This window comes from Vibrio sp. JC009, from assembly GCF_029016485.1.
Taxonomy (GTDB): domain Bacteria; phylum Pseudomonadota; class Gammaproteobacteria; order Enterobacterales; family Vibrionaceae; genus Vibrio.
The window spans coordinates 1,830,856-1,849,166 of the sequence record NZ_CP092106.1; the positions used below are offsets into that span (position 1 = coordinate 1,830,856).

Below are 18,311 nucleotides of genomic sequence, written 5' to 3' on the forward strand. Positions count from 1 at the left end.
CCAATAATTAAAACTTAACGCTCTGCATTCAGTCTTCTTTTGACTCGGTTTTTGTATGCTCCGTGCAGCGGGAACGCCAGTATCAGCGATATCAGCCCTGCCACAAGTGCAAGTAAAATTATGTGCTTGCCCCCGTACCACAACACCAGTTTGTACCAGGAGTACTCACCTGTCGGACGCTGAGGGGAAATGTAAAAGCTACGTACACCATCCAGATCGGTGATGATGGAGGCGTTACCATGAATATTTTCGTTAATTTTTCTTATTCTGAGGTCTGATTCAAGACGTGATAGCTGGTCACTATCCGAACCGGTTGCAACTACGACCATCCGGCCAGAGCTCCACGGTGAAGGATAGCTGACAAAGCCTCGCCAGGCAGTCTGCGAAGAGAAATAACGTTCCGCATCCAGATGGTCTAATTCCCAGTCGCTCAATATCCAGTTAGTCACCTTTTGAATCAGGCTCAGATTACGCAACTCTAGAACGTCTCTGTCTGACGCCATATATGGCGATTGTTCAAAAATTTCCTCGTTGAAGTCATCGTCTGCCATGGTCGATATTGCCAGAACATCCCTGCCTTCCAGTGATGAGCGGGTTTTAGGAATCCCCAGGAATATATTTTCACGGGAAACAAGAGTACCTGTCGCTGCGCCTGAGCGGGCACCTAAGTCCAGCAAGGTTTCAAGATGCGTTGAACCCGGAACCTCAGGTAACAAAACTGCGGTTTTAGAGTAGTCTGCAAACTTTGAAAACGGGAAAGATGCGCCGACAAAGTAAGATAACTCCGGCATTAATGCGAAGTGGCTTGCCTTGCTCATATCAATCCTGGAGTCCGTTTCGATGCTACTCTTAATGTCGGAGTTCATCAGCTCATCACAGGAAATCCCCGGCTGGTTAACAATGTTGAAATACAACGATAATTGGTTATCGCCATAAACATCACGAGGCTGAACCGGGATCAAAGCTTCTTCTTTACGGGCATCGCCACCAAGCTTGCTCCATATTGTTTCAATCAAACCTTGCTCGTTTACCGGCAAAGCTTTTAAAAACTCACCATTAAGAGTGACACCCAGAGACGACCTGTCTTCGTCTATCCAGGACTTGGTCGGAAAACGGTAGCTGATATTCAACGGGAAAGATTTTGCATCCCAAAGGTATAAATCCGGAGCGGTTCTGAACTTGATGTCGATGGCTTTATGCCAGAAACCGGTGGAAACCATGCGCTCATCTTTCGCCATTAATTGGTGAAGATAAATCGGCTCCTCGGTTGACAACCAGCGCGGTGCATCATAAGCCTTGCTTTTCGGGATTGAGCCCGCTTCTTTGACAATGTGTTGTACTGCCTGGGTTTCAAAATCACCTTGAGTCAGTCGCCAGGTTGCTTTGCGCAAATCCTTTCTGTCTTTACCCACAATCAATAGCAACTTGCTGGCAGAATTAAACGGATTAGGAATAACCTGAAGGTACGGCTCTTCCGAATCTGCTATCTCTAATCCGCCGATTTCATCACCCGGAGCCGCGATAACAATACCATTACCTGACGGTAAATCGCCGGTTAATACCTCAAAAGAGACCCCTCTTTTGTCAGTTACTGTGCCAAACCATGACGCCAGCAAACTAGCTGCGCTAATCTGCCCTGTGTTCGGGGTTTCTGGCAGTGAAACTGTTACTGAACCTTTGGTAAGGTCAAGTGGGTCCCAAAAAGGTCTGGGAAAAAAGCTCAGATCAGCTGGAAAGTTGAGCAGCTGAGATTTTGCTTTCACGTAACTAGTCGGCAAGATGTTTAGCTGCGAAATACCAATTTGTTCCGGAGAACAGATTAATTCGTCGCGGTCACTCAACCTGAAGTTTAGTGCGTTGCTTGTTGTCACCAGCATTGCAGGAAGATTCACCTGGTAAGACGCTTTGCCGTCCAGAGCCTTTTTCAATGCAAGTTCACCAAGAAATACACCATTAGCCCTTACCTCCAACATAGTGTCATCGGTAATCTGATCTGATGTCGCTTTAATATCCAGGTGAAGTTCTGCGTCAGTGACGATCTTATCTTCGGGCATGGTAAAGTCGATGCCGGCTTCACTCTGGCCACTCACAAACAGAACGCCCTCAGAGCGTCCCATTTGCGCGAATGTAATTGTATCCTCTACTGTTTCCTGCGCTTTGTTGGCGTTTGCGGTTTTATCCGCTGCCGCAACAAAGCCAGGCAAGAATGCTGTCAGCACTATTGCTCGGAAAAAGAGCCTCATTTTCATACTGCTTCCCCTTGAGGGCCTTTTTGGGTTTGTGCCTGTGCACCTACAGGTGCTCTTTTTGGTTTCGGTTTTCTTTTAAACAGTGAAAACAGTACAGGGATAGTACACACAATAATTGTCGCCAGGGAGCGTAGAGGCTTGTCTTCCGCTCTTGGGTGTTCTCTGACCCACGCATCGGCACGGGATAACACCACCCGGACTATCTGTCTTCGGTGATCAACGGAGACCTCATCAAACATCAGACCATAGGTGTTTTTGATTTTTACTGATTTTTTAACCGGTATTGAGACAACACCGGAAGCAAGCCGAAGCTCTATTTCTTCTATCTCGTTACCTAAGCGACCGTCATTCGGAATTTTCACCAGACAACCACCCATTGATACGTTCTCAGTACTGGTGATTGAAGATACACCATCGGCATAGTGAATTACGGCCGGGATTTCCACATCCAGACGAACGGTTTTACGTACCTGGCGGGTTTCTCGTCCTACAGCAATGGATGCAAGTAAGAAGATCAAACTGTATGTCGCCCAGCCAACGTTCAGCATAATGACCGAAGGCTCCATAATGGCGTAATGGGCAACTACCGTCCGCCATACACCCCAGCTAAGGCCGATTATCAAGGCAACCGCAATGATTAAGTGAGGACGCACAACGTTTAAATCGAAGTAAGTTCTGTCCAGAGTCCCGCCCTTATCGGTCACGTTGAAACTACCCACTTTCGGTGAAAATAGTGTTGCAACTGTAGGGACGAGAAGATGCATGGCTAAGGTAATATCGTACACATCCCCCCAGAAACTGTACCTGTACCTCCCCGTCAACCTGGAGGCGACATAGGTACACATGACAAAATGCGGCAAGGCGTAGGCGAATATCATCCCCGACTGCGCATGAATGATATTTAAATCAAACAACAGATAGGCCATCGGTGCCGTAAGGAAAATAACCCTGGGCAGCGGGAATAAGAAATACATCATTGCACTTAAATAACAGAGTCGCTGCTGCCATTTTAACCCTCTGCCGAGCAGTGGGTTATCCAGTCGGAATATCTGGATCATTCCCCTGGCCCAGCGGTTACGCTGGATTACGTGCAGAGCCAAACGTTCTGTTGCCAGACCGCCTACCAACGGGTAAGGAAGAAATGCGGTATCCCAGCCAAGACGCTGCAGCTTAAGTGCTGTATGCGCATCTTCGGTAACGGTTTCTGTAGCAATACCACCAATTTCATCCAGAGCGCTGCGTCTTATTACCGCACAGGAACCACAGAAGAAGGTCGCGTTCCAAAAGTCATTGCCCTGCTGCACAGGTCCGTAAAACAGCTCACCTTCGTTGGGAATATCACGACCACCATAGAGGTTTCTCTCAAATGGGTCGTCTGAATAGTAGTAGTGCGGTGTCTGGATAAGTGAAAGGTTAGAGTCTTTAATAAAGGCACCAACCGTAGCCTGCAGGAAGATACGAGTCGCTATGTGGTCACAATCAAAAATGCACACCAGTTCGCCATTTGTCAGTGTCATGGCGTGGTTCAGGTTACCGGCTTTTGCGTCATTATTGTCTGTTCGCGTGATATAACCCACACCAGCATCCGCTGCAAATTCCGCAAATTCCTGTCTGTTACCGTCATCAAGCAGATAAACCTTAAATTTATCTTTCGGATAATCGATACACTGAGCCGCTAAGACAGCATCTCTTACAACATCTAGCGGTTCGTTATAACTCGGGATATAAACATCCACGGTCGGCCAGGTAGACTGATCTTCCGGAAGAGGAACAATTTTTCTGTTTAGTGGGAATGTACTCTGCAGATAGCCCAGGAAAAGCATTATGTAGGCGTATATCTCTGCGATAAACAAACCTATTCCTAAACCCGCCTCAAGATACGAGTCAAAAATCAGTGTCTGAGTTGTCCTGAAATAGAGGTAGCGGGTAGAAGTCAGTAACGAAAATAGCATCATTGTCATGGCTAATTTTCGACTTTTAACGTGCCCCATAATAAATACAAGGATGATACTTATTAAGCCAAACATATATTGGCTATGATCACTCATAGGGGTAACAACGATAAGGTATACTAGAGGCGAAAACACCAATAGTAATAGATAAAACATTAGTTTACTCATCAATATTCTCGCATTCCTGCAACTAATTTCATCTTAGTATTTCCATTACATTGGAGCTATAAACATGGATCCGCCAGCTACCCCAACCCCAAGAATATCGGCTATCTTTTTGCTTAGATCTTCGATATCAAATGCGGCGACTGAAGCCCGGTTTACATCAACTATTGCTTTTTGCAACGCATTAGCTTCTACGACACTTTCGTCGCGGTGCACTACGCCAAGTAACTTATCTTTTAGCCTGTCTTGTACAAAAGCAGTCACATCACTACTGATCCGCCTTTTGTAGTCAACCTGATTTAACAGAAAATACTGCTCGGCAGTTTCATTGCCGAAGTTTTCATTCTCAACGGTTGGTAACAGTGATAAAGAGGCAGAATCCGCTAGCAGAGGCATAACAAATAGATCGGTTAAAGGTGAGATAGCCTTGATTGCAGCTGAAGGCCCCGGAGGCAGGTCAGCAATGACAATTAGTTGAGGGTTTTCAAGTATCGCTCTCAGACCTCTTGTTAAAAAAGTCTCGTCTTTAAGCAACTTCATTTCAAATTCCAGGCGCTGAAGTTCTGTTGCGGTTCCGTATGGAAGAACAAACAGGTTATCTTTGTTTTTATAAGATAGAGCAAAGTCGCTCCAGTCAGCACTCTCTTCCGAACCTGGCACATACCCTTCTTCGTGGTTTAAATGAACCCCAAAATGAAGGCGTAACGCGTTTTGTGGGTCGAAATCAATACCAATGGCCTGCAAACCCTGTCTGGCAAAGGAATAACACAAGTTTGCAGTAAGTGTTGTTTTGCCAACACCGCCCTTTGGTGAATAAATTGTAATTAGCGGCATTAAACTCCCCTTTCCGCAAGGGCAAAAAATATTCCCTCTTTCTTCGGTTTTTGCTTTTTATCTGAAGACTTATCCGCTTTCTTTACAGAAGAAATATCTGATACTGCGTCTAATATAGCGATACCGCTTTGCTTTCTTTCCGGACTTTCCGGAATAACAACCGTTCTGTGATTTTGAACGATTGTTGCATTTCCTGCTGGTACAACTTCCTTACTCTCAGTTGAAGGGGTAACTTCTGAGCTTTTTTCTGACATAGCTGACATAATTGAAGGTTCAGAGGTATCTTCGGACATGGCCGACATAACTGAAGGTTCAGAGGAAGTACCTTCAGACATAGCCGACATAATTGAAGGTTCAGAGGTATCTTCAGACACGGCTGACATGATTGAAGGTTGAGATGCTTCTTCTGCTATTACTTCAGGCTTTGACTCCTTTCTTGTTTCATTTGAGTTAGCCGTAGCAACTTGATTGAAAAGAGCGTAATCACTTCCACTTCTTTCGCCAATTTGGCTTGAAGTATTTAAAGGCTCAGGAGCTACTTCTATTTTGGTCTCTTCCACCTTTGCACTGGCGACTTCCTTGAATACCGACGTTGCTCGCGCTCTACCAAAGTGATTTGAAGCATGCGAAGAAATACTTTTAGAGGCATGCGAAGAGATATTTTTAAAATTTACAAAACCATGACCCGTTTTATCGGAAAAACGTTTCAAATCGTCATAGGTATCCATACTTACTTCCTATAAACAGTTAATTGGATCTTGGGAGGGCCAAAATAAGCTAGAGTCATCTCTCCAAAAGAATGCATTACACCGTTCATTCGTTGGACTAATATCACAAACATTAAGAACCATACTACGTTTCGTAAATGAACAAATCAACCATATACATAGATTATGAATACGCGTCTCATAAATGAGAATTTCAATATGTTTATAATTTAATCAGCCCACAAACGCGCCCAAATCCAGCCAAAGTACATTTTTATAGCACTATAAGGTGACAATATAAATAATAATGTTAATAGCATTGCTATTGATGCATTCCAGCATATGGCACAAATTGAACAGCAATACATTTATATCCATATCAGATGCAACAATAAATAACCTTACTGGCAACATTGTTAACATGCACGCAATATTATTCGCGTATATAGAGAGGTGAAGTGTTATTAATTATTAACTCGTGGTATCAACAAGGATAAATAACCCGCGCAGGAGTGGAAACGAGGTGCGCGGGTTTATGCGTGTTTGCCCTCGCACCAGAAGGTGCATGATTGAGCGGTAGTTCAAAGTGACACTATGATTCCGCATTCCTTTGAAATACGGAATCATCAATACAGTCAGGCAAGAGTTTTAGATTTGAGATACATCATAACCGGCATCAAGCAGAAGCTGGCGTTCCTTTTTGATTAGCTGCACTCTGTCCTCTACCAGCTCATTCACTGCCTGGAATGGTTTTGCTGCCAGGGTGTTGAAGCTTTCAAATGAGTCAGCCGGTTCTACTTCTGCAAACATGCTGCTTAGCACGTTTCTGGCTTCACACGGGTCGTCTGATGTATTGAAGTACTCAAGGCCTTTGATGGCCTCTTTCATTTCAGCGAGCAGCTCTACAGGGCTGCTTTCTTTACCTATCAGCATGTAGTTGTGAAACACTCTTTTCGCGTATAGCAGTTCATTTAACGGGATATCACGCCCACTTATGATCTGTTCCTCTGTGAGCATGGTAGTTGAGCTCATGGTCGTTCCTTAGTTTTTTTTCAGATGTTAGTTATTGATATACCGGGAAGTGGGTGGTTTGTCAAAAGGTATGGGAATTTAGATGTTGCAGAAAGGCATTCATCAAAATTCATCATGACTTGATGAATTCATCTTTGCTTCATGAAACCTGATGAAATTGGCAAAACGTTATGGTAGCACTATTAGGAAAAAGTGTGAAAAAAGACTGATTTTGAGATGGTGTTGTTGGCAAATACTTCTTCAGAAAATATGCTCTACCCTTGATTTACAACTAGAAAGGCAGCGTAGTAAAAATGAACGTAATACCGGATAGAACGGCTAAAACCAAACGTAGTACTTTGTTATTAGATGGGAATCCTACTGTGAAGAGTGCATCGTTGTTGTGTATAATTGATACACAACAACGATACTGCCAGGAGCAAATAGTGGCACATACTAGCTCATCACCTAAAAAGCGAACAAACCTATCTTTGAACAGCACTTTGCTTGAAGAAGCCAGAAAGCTAGGAATTAACCTGTCTCATTCTGCAGAACAAGGTATTGCGGAAGCAGTAAAACTGCGTAAAAAAACACTTTGGCTAGAAGGAAACAAAGACGCTATTGATAGCTCGAATGAATATGTTGAAAATCACGGACTTCCTCTTGAGAAATTTAGGCATTTTTAATGATAAGTAACATTGGATAGTAATTGGGTGGGGGCAAGTCCGGTATACATTCCCACGCGGGAGATGTATGGACTCCCGGCTCCCTCAGGAGTAGCGTAATAAGCGACCAAACTTTTACAAAAGGAGTCCATACATGAAATATTCTACCGTTATTGCTATTGACCTTGCAAAGAGTGTTTTTCAGGTCTGTAAGATGAATTTCGATGGCAAGATTATTTTTAATCGAGAAATGAGCCGTAAGAAACTGCTGGAATTTTTAGCCAGGGAAAAAGCAACACTGGTAGCAATGGAGTCATGCAGTACAACCAACTATTGGGCTCGATATGCTAAAGAGCAAGGGCATGAAGTGAAGGCTATTGCCCCACGTCGGGCAGCTGCATTCAGGCAGGGCCAAAAAACCGATGCCAATGACGCTATTGCCATTGCTATCGCAGCTACGCAATCTCAAATAAAATCCTGTCGCATACCAACCGTTGAAGAGCAGTGTCAGCAATCCATCGTTCATATGCGAGATCTACTGGTTAGGCAGAAGGTAAGTATAAGTAATCAACTGCGTTCCTATTTACTGGAGTTTGGCATTCCGATCACTAAAGGTGATAAAGCATTGAGAGAAGCCATTCCTTATGTTCTTGAGGACGCTGATAACGGATTAACCGGCCAGTTTAGAGCTTGCCTGAGTCAGATGTATGAGCAGTTTATAAATTTGATAGAGCAAGTAGAAGCTTTTACACAACAACTACAGCAGTCAATAGCGCAAGATAAAGTGTGCAGGCGGTTACAAGCTCTGGAGGGGGTTGGCCCAGTATGCTCAGTTTTATTAAAAGTAGCGTTAGGCCAGGCAGAGCATTTTAGTAAGGGTAGAGAAGCTTCAGCTTGTCTGGGGTTAACACCCGTTCAACACAGTAGTGGTGGTAAACAGAAAATAGGTTCTATCGCTAAAAAGTGTGGTCACAACATGTTGCGTAGTGCACTCTTTCGAGGAGCCTTAACAGTTGTGTGTAAACTGGAAAAACGAGAAGCCCGGACAGGAAAAGAGCAATGGCTTAAAGATCTGACCACAAGGCGAGGCAAAAAAGTTGCAGCTATTGCTTTGGCAAATAAAACGGTGAGAACGGCTCTTGCCATGATAAAAAGTGATGAGGAATATAAGCCACAACCACTTGTGGCTTAATACCAGGTTAGTCAAAAAGAACGTAAGAACAAACAGGTAAGACCAACCTTCAAGAGACTGGCCCATGCTCAGGTAGAAACTACCGTGCGGGAGATAAAGTCATGAAGGTGCGAATACATCGAAGAGGCCGAGGTAGCTCCTCAGTTAGAGCCCGTATATAAGCAAGCATCTGACCTCTGTTCTAATAAACTTTTTGACAACACCCGGGAGTCCATATAAGCATGGGAACGAGTGTTCAGAGCTTATTTGCAGCTTTTCATGCCACATTAATTTCCTTATAAATCAACCTTCCACTGCGAAAGCGACCGCTTAAAATCCTCATAGCCAAATTCATTCAGCTTTTGAATTTCTCCGTTTGCACGTTCGCAGTAAATGGATGGCATTTTCAGGCCGTTGAACCAGTTTAGTTTGACCATGGTGTAGCCTGCGCTGTCCATGATGTGTAGTCTTTGGCCGATTTCCAGTGGCTTGTCGAAATTGGCAACGCAGAACTGATCACCTGCCAGGCATGAGCAGGAGCCGATTACGTATTCATGTTCACCGTTTTCTGAGGCTTCCAGTACTGAGGCTGGCTCGTCGTAGATTAGGGTATCTAAGCGGTGCGCTTCTGTTGCTGAGTCTACAATCGCGGTTTTCATTTGGTTTTCTACGATATCGACCACTGTTACCACAAGGTCGGTGGTTTTGGTGATGATGGCTTCACCCGGTTCAAGGTATAGCTGAACAGCGTGCTTTTCTGAGAAGGCTTTTAGTGCTTTACCCAGCTTTTCGATATCGTAGCCCTGCCATGTGAAGAATACGCCGCCACCAAGGCTGACCCAGTCAAGCTTATTCAGGTATTTACCGAACTGCTCTGAGATGGAGTCCAGCAGCTTAATGAAAGCATCTACGTCTTTGTTTTCGCAGTTCATATGGAACATGCAGCCGTCGATGCTTTCGAATACTTCAGGTTTGATGTGATCAGCCTGAACGCCTAAGCGTGAATATTTACGTGCGGGGTTGGCAAGGTCTTGCCCTGCGTAGCTTACACCCGGGTTCAGGCGCAGGCCGATGGAGGCTTTGTCTTCGATCAGGTGGCGGTAAGCAGCTAGTTGTGACTGAGAGTTGAAGATCATCTTATCGCAGATGTCTGCTACTTCTTTAACGTCATCTTCGCTGTAACCCACGCTGTAGGCGTGCGTTTCACCACCGAAGGTTTCATAGCCCAGTTTAACTTCGTACGGGCCGGAACTGGTGGTTCCGTCAAGGTACGGCTTGATGATGTCAAACACGCCCCAGGTGGAGAAGCATTTAAGTGCAAGTACCAGCTTCACGCCTGAGATTTCTTTCAGGTGCCTGGCTTTTTCAAGGTTTTGGATCAACGCGGATTCGTTGATCATGAAATATGGGGTTGTTAGGTTGGTTTTGGTCATGAGTTTTAATCTGGTTTTTTTGGGGTTATGGGGCTATGGGTTTGGGGGCTATGGGGGGTCGACTCCTCATCGCCCCATTTCCCTTTAACCTCTAAAGCCCAAAACTTTATCACCTCGTTCCCATGCTCCTGCGTGGGAACGAGGGACAGCTAACGGCTGAAAGCTTTATTAATACTTCAAACATGCAGCCTTGTTGTTCGGTCTTTCGCGATTTCGATTATTGCGTGGCCTAATTGCACTAGAGTGCCATAATTCGGCTTGGTTTCTGGTTTTAGTGAACGATAGGCGCTGGTTCTGCTTTTAATTCCGGCTCTTTTGATTACGTCTTTGTGGCCGAAGTATTCGACATAGGAACGAATCGCTGCCTGAAGTATATCCGGACGACCTTCCTGCATAGACTCCCATGATGCTTGTTTGATCACAGCTTCTATGTCGTTTATATTGATAATCAATTCCGGCTTTTTCCTTGTACCAACAGATATTGCGCGGAGAGTTTCAGCAGAAAGCTCATTGCCGCTCCAGCTTAGTGAACCATCTGCAGTCAATGCGAAACGTTTAAAATCACTCAGCTCAGAAAATGGCGGCTTAGAGAAATACTCTGTCAGATCTGCACGGCCGCAAAATCCGTCACTAAACGTGAGTTCCAGAATATAATCTTTATGTAAATCGACATCTAAGATCTTTAGCATAAGTCACCTAACTTTCCGCATCATTATCAGTATTCCTACTTAGGTATTATAGTTTGGTCTCGTTTAAGAGACAAAGAATACTCCTCCCCTTAACCTCGAAAGGCCGGATTTACGAAGAAGTAGCATCCAAGGGGAGGCTGGGAGGGGTTGCTTCTCATGGAATTAAACATTTGTGATCTAGCCATGCTTGTATAAGCAACCCCCTCTAACTCCCCCTTCTATTAACTTCATCAGCCAATTTGGCTTCAGCGTCTAAGGGGGAGAACCGTTCTTTGGCTACTTAACCTAAGTAATCTAGTTATTACCCTCGTTCCATACATATCCCGCGTGGAAATGTATCTTGGTTTAAGGTGTATTGCTTGGTTCCGGGTATCGCAACAGTTTAAAGGCGCTAAAAGCATGTATAGGAGACGTTGTGCTGGATGCAGATTCTTTAAGTCCGGTATGCATTTGGGCTATAAGGCTATGGGGGATGAAGGCTATAGGGATTCAACACCCCATAGTCCCCTCACCCTATAGCCCTAAAAACCACCAAGCTTCTATCGCGGTAACCTTACTTAAGAACCTGAATATCCGGCTGCCCCACTTCCAGCTCCTGAACCCCCCAGTCCAGGCCGATTTCTGGCATGGTTTCCAGGAACGGGTCCGGATCTAGTTGTTCCATGTTAAATACGCCTGCGTCTGCCCACTTGCCGCGGAAGTACTGAAGTGCTGCTGTGATTGCAGGTACACCTGTGGTGTAAGAGATTGCCTGGTGCTCTACGTCTTCGTAGGCCACTTCGTGATCTGCGTTGTTGTAGATAAATACGCTGCGCTCTTTACCGTCTTTCTTGCCCTGAACCCAGGTACCGATGCAGGTTTTACCTGTGTAGCCCGGTGCCAGTGAAGTTGGGTCTGGCAGCATTGCTTTTAGTACGTGCAGAGGCTGAACAACCGTGCCGTCATGCAGAGTCAGCGGATCCGGGCTAAGAAGGCCGATATCGCGCATGCAGTTGAAGTAGTTCAGGTATTTGTCGCCAAAGCCCATCCAGAACTCGATACGCTTCGCCGGGATGAATTCCTGCATGGAACGCACTTCATCGTGAGCCATAGAATAAACTTTGTGCTTACCAACCAGAGGGAAGTCAAACTCAAACATACGAGAGTGGCAAGGAACCTGTTTCCACTCGCCGTTTTCCCAGTAGAAAGAGTCGCCCTGGATTTCAAGCATGTTGGTTTCAGGGTCGAAGTTGGTTGCGAACTTCTTGCCGTGGTCGCCTGCGTTTACGTCCATTACGTCAATTGTGTCGATTTCATCGAACAGGTGCTTCACAGCGTAGGCTGCGAAAACACTTACTACGCCCGGATCGAAACCAGCGCCAAGGATGCCTGTGATGCCTGCTTCTTTAAACTTGTCACGGAATTCCCACTGCCAGTCGTAAGCCTGAGGAACCTGCTGGCCTTCTGAGCACAGGTCTACCGCTACTGAAGTATCAAGGTATGACACCTTCGCCTGCAGACACGCTTCCATAATGGTGATGTTTACCCACGGAGGACCTGCGTTAATAACAAGATCAGGCTTAACTTCTTTGATAAGCGCAACCAGAGCGTCTACGTCGTCAGCATTTACCGCGCGCGCTTCCAGCTTCTTCGTTGTGTCTTTCAGATTGTTTTTGTTTTTGATTGATTCGATGATTTTTTCACACTTGCTGATTGTGCGTGAAGCCAGCGTGATATCACCAAGTACATCGTTATTCTGTGCTGCTTTGTGTGCAACAACCCATCCAACGCCACCGGCACCGATCTGTAAAATAGCCATAGTGTGTTTTTCCTTATAAGGTTTCAGCCAGCTCAGATGCCAGCGTATCAATTTGATTTAACAGGTTTTCAAAATCTGACAGGGTCAGACATGGGTTTAGTATTGTGAATTTCAGGGCGGATTTTCCGTCGACTGTGGTTTCGCCGAGTACTGCTATTCCGCGGGTTAAGGCTTCGACGCGAACCTTTTGGTTTAGGGCGTCTAGATCAGGGCTATGGGGCTCTGGGCTAGGGGCTATGGGGGTGTTTGCGCCTGTTGTTATGGTGCCTGTCCCTTCAACTGGGTTATCAACTAAAGGTGCCTGTCCCTGTAAGAGATCAGGGTTATGGGGGGCTGGGCTATGGGCTATGGGGGTTTCGGTGCTCGTTGTTGGGGCGCCTGTTGGGGCGCCTGTCCCTGTAATTTTTGTGGTGCCTGTCCCCTTAACTGAGGTGCCTGTCCCTTTAAGGCGGAACAGGACAGTTGAGAGGGATGGTTTTGCCAGCAGTTCGAAGCTGCTGTGGGCGTTTACCATTTCTGCTACTTGTTGTGTCTGTTCCAGCAGGTGATCGTACATTTCGCCTAGCGCGGCCGGGCCTACGTTTTGCATTGTCATGAAAACTTTCAGGGCGTCGAAGCGTTTTGTGGTGGCGATGGACTTGTCTACCAGGTTTGGTAGTTCATCGTGTTCGCGGTTCAGGTAGTCTGCGTGGTGTAGCAGGTACTTGAAGTTGGCTTTGTCTTTTAAAAGGACTGCGCCGCAGCTGATTGTCTGATAAAACAGTTTGTGGAAGTCTACGCTTACAGAGCTTGCGCGCTCGATCCCTTTCAGGCGGGATTTGTAGCTGCTCAGGATAAGTGAGCCGCCGTATGCACCGTCTACATGAAGCCAGAGGTTTTCGTTTTCTGCAATATCTGCCAGGGCGTCAATATCGTCGATTGCGCCGTGATCTGTGGTTCCTGCAGTGGCTACAAGAGCAAAAGGAATCAAACCTTCTTCTTTTGCCTTAGCGACGGTTTCTTTTAGGGAATCTACCTTCATTGTGCCGTCTTCGTGAGTATCCACACACAGTACAGCACGTTCACCAAGGCCCATAATTGAAGCGGTTTTCTGCACTGTGAAGTGAGATTTCTTAGAGCACAGGATTCGCAGATCCGCAGCATACTCAGGAAGACCCAGCTTCTGGATAGAGTGACCGCTGATTTTATCTGCAACCCAGTCGCGAGCCAGAAGAAGACCCATCTGGTTTGACTGAGTGCCGCCACTGGTGAAGATACCGTCAGCTTTTTCGCCCAGCTCGTATTTTTCACACAGCCAGTCGACCACTTTCTGCTCAACATAAGTTGCAGCAGAGGCCTGATCCCAGGAGTCCATTGACTGGTTTAATACAGCGATAATCGCCTCTGCCACAATCGCCGGCATTAGCGGTGGCGTGTGCAGGTGCGCGATGCAGTTTGGATGCTGAACTATGATGGAGTTCTTTGCTACCAGAGCGGTTGCTGTATCGATAACCGATTTAAGCGACTGATTGCCGCTGTCTAAATCAATAGCGTTAATTGCCTGCTCAAGCTTAGCAGGCTCAAGGCCGGAGTATGGCTTATCCAGCGTTTCAAACAACGCTTTCAGATTGCTGTTTGTGTGCGCCATTACCGATGCGTATTCATCTGCACCATTTGCGCCGGTATGAACAAAGTGTTTTTGCCAGTTGGACATTACTTCTGTTCCTCTTTAGCACCACCAGAGATAAGAATCGCTTCTTCCAGCGTGCGCAGCGCAAAGTCAATCTGCTCAAATGAGATAATCAGTGGCGGAAGGAAACGGATAACAGAGCCTTCACGACCGCCCTTCTCTACCATCAGGCCGCGCTCAAGAGCAGCGCGCTGGATTTTCAGCGTCAGTTCAGGGTCAGCAACGCGCTCACCAAAGCGGTTCTCTTCACCGGATGGCTTAACGATTTCAACGCCCAGCATCAGACCTTTACCGCGAACTTCAACCACACAACCTGTGCGCTCCTGAATCTTTTCAAGGCCCATACGCAGGTAGTTACCCGCAACATTGGCGTGCTCTACCAGATTATCACGCTCGATAATCTCAAGGGCTTTAGCGCCGGAAACCATCGCCAGCTGGTTGCCACGGAATGTACCTGTGTGCTCACCCGCTTTCCAGGTGTCGATCTCTTTGTTAAATACCAGAAGCGACATTGGCAGACCGCCGCCAATGGCTTTAGAAAGACAAAGAATGTCCGGCGCAATACCCGCTTCTTCAAAGGCGAAGTTGTAGCCGGTTTTGCCCACACCACACTGAATTTCATCAAAGATAAGCAGGATACCGTGCTCATCACAGATGCGGCGCAGCTCTTTTAGCCAGAATGCAGGAGCCGGGATAACACCGCCCTCGCCCTGTACCGGTTCAACGATAATCGCAGCTGGTTTTTGGATACCTGCTTCATCATCGTGAAGAAGGCGCTCAATATAACGAATGCTCTGCTTAGCACCGGCTTCACCGCCCATACCAAACGGACAGCGCAGGCTGTACGGGAACGGCATAAAGTGAACGTCTGACATCAGACCGGTACGGCGCGCTTTGGTACCCAGGTTACCCATCATACCCATGGTGCCGTTGGTCATACCGTGGTAGGCACCGCGGAAGGCAAACATGGTGTTGCGGCCTGTGGTCTGTTTCGCCAGCTTGATAGCCGCTTCTACCGCATCCGCACCTGAAGGACCGCAGAACTGAATTGCTGAGTTCTTGGCAAAATCTTGCGGAAGAAAAGCTTTTACTGCTTTGATAAAGCGGTCTTTTGATTCTGTTGTAATATCCAGCGTCTGATACGGCAGACCTGAATCTAACTGATCTTTCAGTGCCTGGTTAATTTCCGGGTGGTTATAACCCAGTGCCAACGTACCTGCACCGGCCAGGCAGTCTAAGAAAAGCTGACCACGGGTGTCTTCCACTAATGCGCCGTAGGCACGCTTAATGGCAAGAGGAAGACGGCGTGGATAAGAGCGCACTTCTGATTCGTGCTCTTCCTGGTCCACAAGCAGCTGGTCAAGCGACAGATCGTAGACACCTTCAAGTACAGGCGTGTTTGTGTTGAATGGATTGTTTGCTTTATAAGTTTCCAGTTCCAGTACTGTGCTCATCTGAATAAACCCTTATAGTGATACCAATGCGAGGGCATCTGCGTAAAAACTGCTGACATTGGTATATAAATATCAAATCTGTGCTTTGTTCATTTTCGAATAGGATGCACAGGAAAACACCTGCATCTTCCAGACACAGGAAAACTGTTAGACAGAGCTAACCAATTGTATTTTCAGCAGATCAAGGTTCAGTGATAATACTGCAACTAGGAAGAACTAAGCTGATTTTGAAGTTTGAATGTATTGATAACAATGTTGGGTTTCCTAAAAAAATGCCGTCTTGGCATAAGTATCCCGTCTACTAAATACAGGGGTATTTAGTACCTACCCTACGAAAAGTCACCAGCCTTAATGGACTTTTCGCGTATCCCCCAGAGCCTGCTCCGAGATTGCGCGCGATTTTACTCGCATTTTTGCGAGCGGGCAACAATTTTATCAGTACGAAAATCAGCATTAACAACTGAAGTTCAGGCCTTTATCACTCTCCTAACAACTCTCATTTTTTTGTAACTTGTATGACTTAAACTCAGAAAGGTGATGAGCTTCATAAGAAATTTGAATAAAAGTGAGTAGAATGCGACTACTAATAAATATATACATATCCGGATCGATTTACCCATAATGAAAGCTATATCTTTTAAAGCTAAGCTGCTTACCCTATTGATATCTGTTATATCAATAACCATTGTTACGGCCTATCTGAGTGCCAACTACTTTATAAGCAATTACATCAAAGAGAGCGATTCAAGCAACATTAACCGCCAGATTGTGATCGCCAAAGAGAGCCTGGCTGCGAATATTGTCAGCCAGATAAGAGTTGCTCAGGCCACCAAGTTTAATATCACTGAAACCAAAGAGATCATCACCAAGACAGGTTTCCACGACATCATCAAGGTCACCTACGGTCTGGCGATGACTAAAAACGGAATGATTGATGATGAAGCAGAGGCCAAGCCATATGTCGACGCGGTAGCAAAGGCGAACGGGCAACTGGTGATCAGCGATGTCTACTTTGAGCAGGACAGGCCTCTGATCTCAATCGTAGTGTCTGAAGATCAGAGCTCAGGTAATATTTTCTATATGGATTTAAGCCCGGCACAACGCCTGCTGCAAGATGCGACGGCTGAAGGCTCCTATCTTGAGCTGATTGATGCCAATCAGACGGTTATCTTTTCCAACAAGCAGGAAGGTGATTTAACCCTTATCAGTCAGCAGTTTGATGTTTACGGTAAAACCTGGACGCTGAACGGCTATATCGACAAAGCCAATATTCAGAAAAATACCGATACGCTAAATGGCGCCATCACTATTGCGCTGCTTATCTCTGCCGCCATTATTATTCCGATTTCTATTGCGCTGCTGACTCTGGCTTTCCGCCCTATCATCAGTCTGCGTGATGTGATCAGCGATCTGGCAAACGGCAGTGGCGACCTTACTCATCGCCTGAAAGTAGAGTCTCAGGATGACCTTGGCAAAATCGCCGACGGTGTTAACCGCTTTATTGAAAACCTGCAGAAGATGATGCTGGAAGTCTCTTCTTCAAATCATCAAATCAGCGATGAAATTTCACAGCTGGAATCTCAGGCAGATACCACTCAGGAGCTGCTCAATGCGCACAGTTCTGAGATGGAGATGGCCGTCACTTCCATTAATGAAATGAGTTCAACAGCGGATGCGGTGGCAGAAAGCGCTGCGACAACGGCAAAACAGACACAGAGTGCAAGTGCTGAAGCGGACCAGAGCAAGGCAATTGTTCGTCAGGCGGTTGACAATGTTACCGCTCTGGTTGAAGAGGTAGAGCACACCTCTCTGTCGATTATTCAGATGAGCAAAGACACGGAGCAGATTGGCGATACCCTGAATGTTATTGGCGATATTGCCGACCAGACCAACCTTCTGGCACTGAATGCCGCTATTGAAGCCGCGCGAGCGGGTGAACAGGGCCGTGGTTTTGCCGTGGTGGCCGATGAGGTAAGAGCCCTTGCTGAGCGTACCCGTCAGAGCACCGAAGAGATCAATGAGATGTTGTCTAAGCTGAAGTCCGGCAGCACCGCGGTGGTCTCCAGCATGGAAAGCACCAAATCAAGCTGCCAGCAGACAGCAGAGAGCACTTCGCAGGTAATGAACTCTCTGGATCTGATGACAGGCTCAGTGGCAGAAATCAACGACCTTGCGGCGCAAATCGCCACCTCAGCAGAAGAGCAGAGCTCAGTAACCGAGGAGATTAACCGCAATATGACGGCGATTCAGGAGATGATTCAGACACTGAATGCCAACGGCAGCGCGACTGTGGAAAGTACGCATCAGTTGACTGAGACTAATGAGCAGTTGGTGCGGATTGTGGGGCAGTTTAAGTTGAAATAATTCAGCTCAATACAATTTCTATTAATTTCATAGAAGTTTAAGGAATCAAAGAATACCCCTCCCCTTAGCCTCGAAAGGCTGGATTTTCGAAGAAGTAACATCGAAGGGGAGGCTGGGAGGGGTTGTTGCTTAGCGGTTTAAGGTTCTACG

At 46.3% G+C, this 18,311-nt stretch carries 11 protein-coding genes and 1 pseudogene; 3 read left to right on the plus strand and 9 right to left on the minus strand.

Translation table 11 applies throughout. From position 1 onward, the window contains the following. Positions 1 to 14: 14 nt before the first annotated feature. The 5 genes from L3Q72_RS08315 to L3Q72_RS08335 all read right to left on the minus strand — a co-directional run bounded on the left by L3Q72_RS08315 (position 15) and on the right by L3Q72_RS08335 (position 6,939). Entirely contained in the window at positions 15 to 2,249 is a 2,235-nt protein-coding gene (locus L3Q72_RS08315) for a cellulose biosynthesis cyclic di-GMP-binding regulatory protein BcsB (RefSeq protein WP_275129487.1), read from the minus strand. Then, a complete protein-coding gene (gene bcsA / locus L3Q72_RS08320) occupies positions 2,246 to 4,369 on the minus strand; it encodes a UDP-forming cellulose synthase catalytic subunit (RefSeq protein WP_342752122.1) in 2,124 nt (707 codons plus the stop codon). The genes L3Q72_RS08315 and bcsA overlap by 4 nt, the downstream gene beginning before the upstream one ends. A 45-nt stretch (positions 4,370 to 4,414) precedes the next feature. After that, positions 4,415 to 5,200, minus strand: a complete 786-nt coding sequence (gene bcsQ, locus L3Q72_RS08325; RefSeq protein WP_275129489.1) for a cellulose biosynthesis protein BcsQ — start codon at positions 5,198 to 5,200, stop codon at positions 4,415 to 4,417. Then, positions 5,200 to 5,928: a hypothetical protein gene (locus L3Q72_RS08330; RefSeq protein ID WP_275129490.1), complete on the minus strand. Its 729-nt coding sequence runs from the start codon at positions 5,926 to 5,928 to the stop codon at positions 5,200 to 5,202. The genes bcsQ and L3Q72_RS08330 overlap by 1 nt, the downstream gene beginning before the upstream one ends. A gap of 627 nt (positions 5,929 to 6,555) precedes the next feature. Next, a complete protein-coding gene (locus tag L3Q72_RS08335; protein WP_275129491.1) occupies positions 6,556 to 6,939 on the minus strand; it encodes a hypothetical protein in 384 nt (127 codons plus the stop codon). Between the two features lie 425 nt (positions 6,940 to 7,364). On the opposite strand from L3Q72_RS08335, the gene L3Q72_RS08340 reads away from it, so the two are divergent. Then, on the plus strand, positions 7,365 to 7,604 hold the full coding sequence (locus L3Q72_RS08340; protein WP_275129492.1) for a type II toxin-antitoxin system CcdA family antitoxin: 240 nt from the start codon (positions 7,365 to 7,367) through the stop codon (positions 7,602 to 7,604). Positions 7,605 to 7,737: 133 nt separating this feature from the next. After that, complete coding sequence (locus tag L3Q72_RS08345; protein ID WP_275129398.1) at positions 7,738 to 8,775, plus strand: IS110 family transposase; 1,038 nt, start codon at positions 7,738 to 7,740, stop codon at positions 8,773 to 8,775. 275 nt (positions 8,776 to 9,050) lie between these two features. On the opposite strand, the gene nspC is transcribed toward L3Q72_RS08345, so the two are convergent. The 4 genes and pseudogenes from nspC to L3Q72_RS08365 form a co-directional block, all read right to left on the minus strand. Beyond that, positions 9,051 to 10,187, minus strand: coding sequence for a carboxynorspermidine decarboxylase (nspC, locus tag L3Q72_RS08350; RefSeq protein ID WP_275129493.1), 1,137 nt, complete (start codon positions 10,185 to 10,187; stop codon positions 9,051 to 9,053). Between the two features lie 176 nt (positions 10,188 to 10,363). Continuing rightward, the gene (locus L3Q72_RS08355; protein ID WP_275129494.1) at positions 10,364 to 10,876 is read right to left on the minus strand and encodes a DUF2442 domain-containing protein; all 513 of its coding nucleotides are present in this window, start codon (positions 10,874 to 10,876) and stop codon (positions 10,364 to 10,366) included. A gap of 553 nt (positions 10,877 to 11,429) precedes the next feature. Further along, the gene (locus tag L3Q72_RS08360; protein WP_275129495.1) at positions 11,430 to 12,674 is read right to left on the minus strand and encodes a carboxynorspermidine synthase; all 1,245 of its coding nucleotides are present in this window, start codon (positions 12,672 to 12,674) and stop codon (positions 11,430 to 11,432) included. Positions 12,675 to 13,122: 448 nt separating this feature from the next. Next, a pseudogene (locus tag L3Q72_RS08365) lies at positions 13,123 to 15,797 on the minus strand (pyridoxal phosphate-dependent class III aminotransferase); the annotation flags it as partial. Between the two features lie 621 nt (positions 15,798 to 16,418). Between L3Q72_RS08365 and L3Q72_RS08370 the strand changes: the two are divergent. After that, positions 16,419 to 18,161 (plus strand): methyl-accepting chemotaxis protein, encoded by a 1,743-nt coding sequence (locus tag L3Q72_RS08370; RefSeq protein WP_275129496.1) that lies wholly within the window; start codon positions 16,419 to 16,421, stop codon positions 18,159 to 18,161. Positions 18,162 to 18,311: the final 150 nt, after the last annotated feature.

What these genes read in the sequence shown, in the direction of transcription:
- L3Q72_RS08315 (WP_275129487.1), bottom strand. Translation starts at nt 2,249, where the DNA reads ATGAAAATGAGGCTCTTTTTCCGAGCAATAGTGCTGACAGCATTCTTG.
- bcsA (WP_342752122.1), bottom strand. Translation starts at nt 4,369, where the DNA reads ATGAGTAAACTAATGTTTTATCTATTACTATTGGTGTTTTCGCCTCTA.
- bcsQ (WP_275129489.1), bottom strand. Translation starts at nt 5,200, where the DNA reads ATGCCGCTAATTACAATTTATTCACCAAAGGGCGGTGTTGGCAAAACA.
- L3Q72_RS08330 (WP_275129490.1), bottom strand. Translation starts at nt 5,928, where the DNA reads ATGGATACCTATGACGATTTGAAACGTTTTTCCGATAAAACGGGTCAT.
- L3Q72_RS08335 (WP_275129491.1), bottom strand. Translation starts at nt 6,939, where the DNA reads ATGAGCTCAACTACCATGCTCACAGAGGAACAGATCATAAGTGGGCGT.
- L3Q72_RS08345 (WP_275129398.1), top strand. Translation starts at nt 7,738, where the DNA reads ATGAAATATTCTACCGTTATTGCTATTGACCTTGCAAAGAGTGTTTTT.
- nspC (WP_275129493.1), bottom strand. Translation starts at nt 10,187, where the DNA reads ATGACCAAAACCAACCTAACAACCCCATATTTCATGATCAACGAATCC.
- L3Q72_RS08355 (WP_275129494.1), bottom strand. Translation starts at nt 10,876, where the DNA reads ATGCTAAAGATCTTAGATGTCGATTTACATAAAGATTATATTCTGGAA.
- L3Q72_RS08360 (WP_275129495.1), bottom strand. Translation starts at nt 12,674, where the DNA reads ATGGCTATTTTACAGATCGGTGCCGGTGGCGTTGGATGGGTTGTTGCA.
- L3Q72_RS08370 (WP_275129496.1), top strand. Translation starts at nt 16,419, where the DNA reads ATGAAAGCTATATCTTTTAAAGCTAAGCTGCTTACCCTATTGATATCT.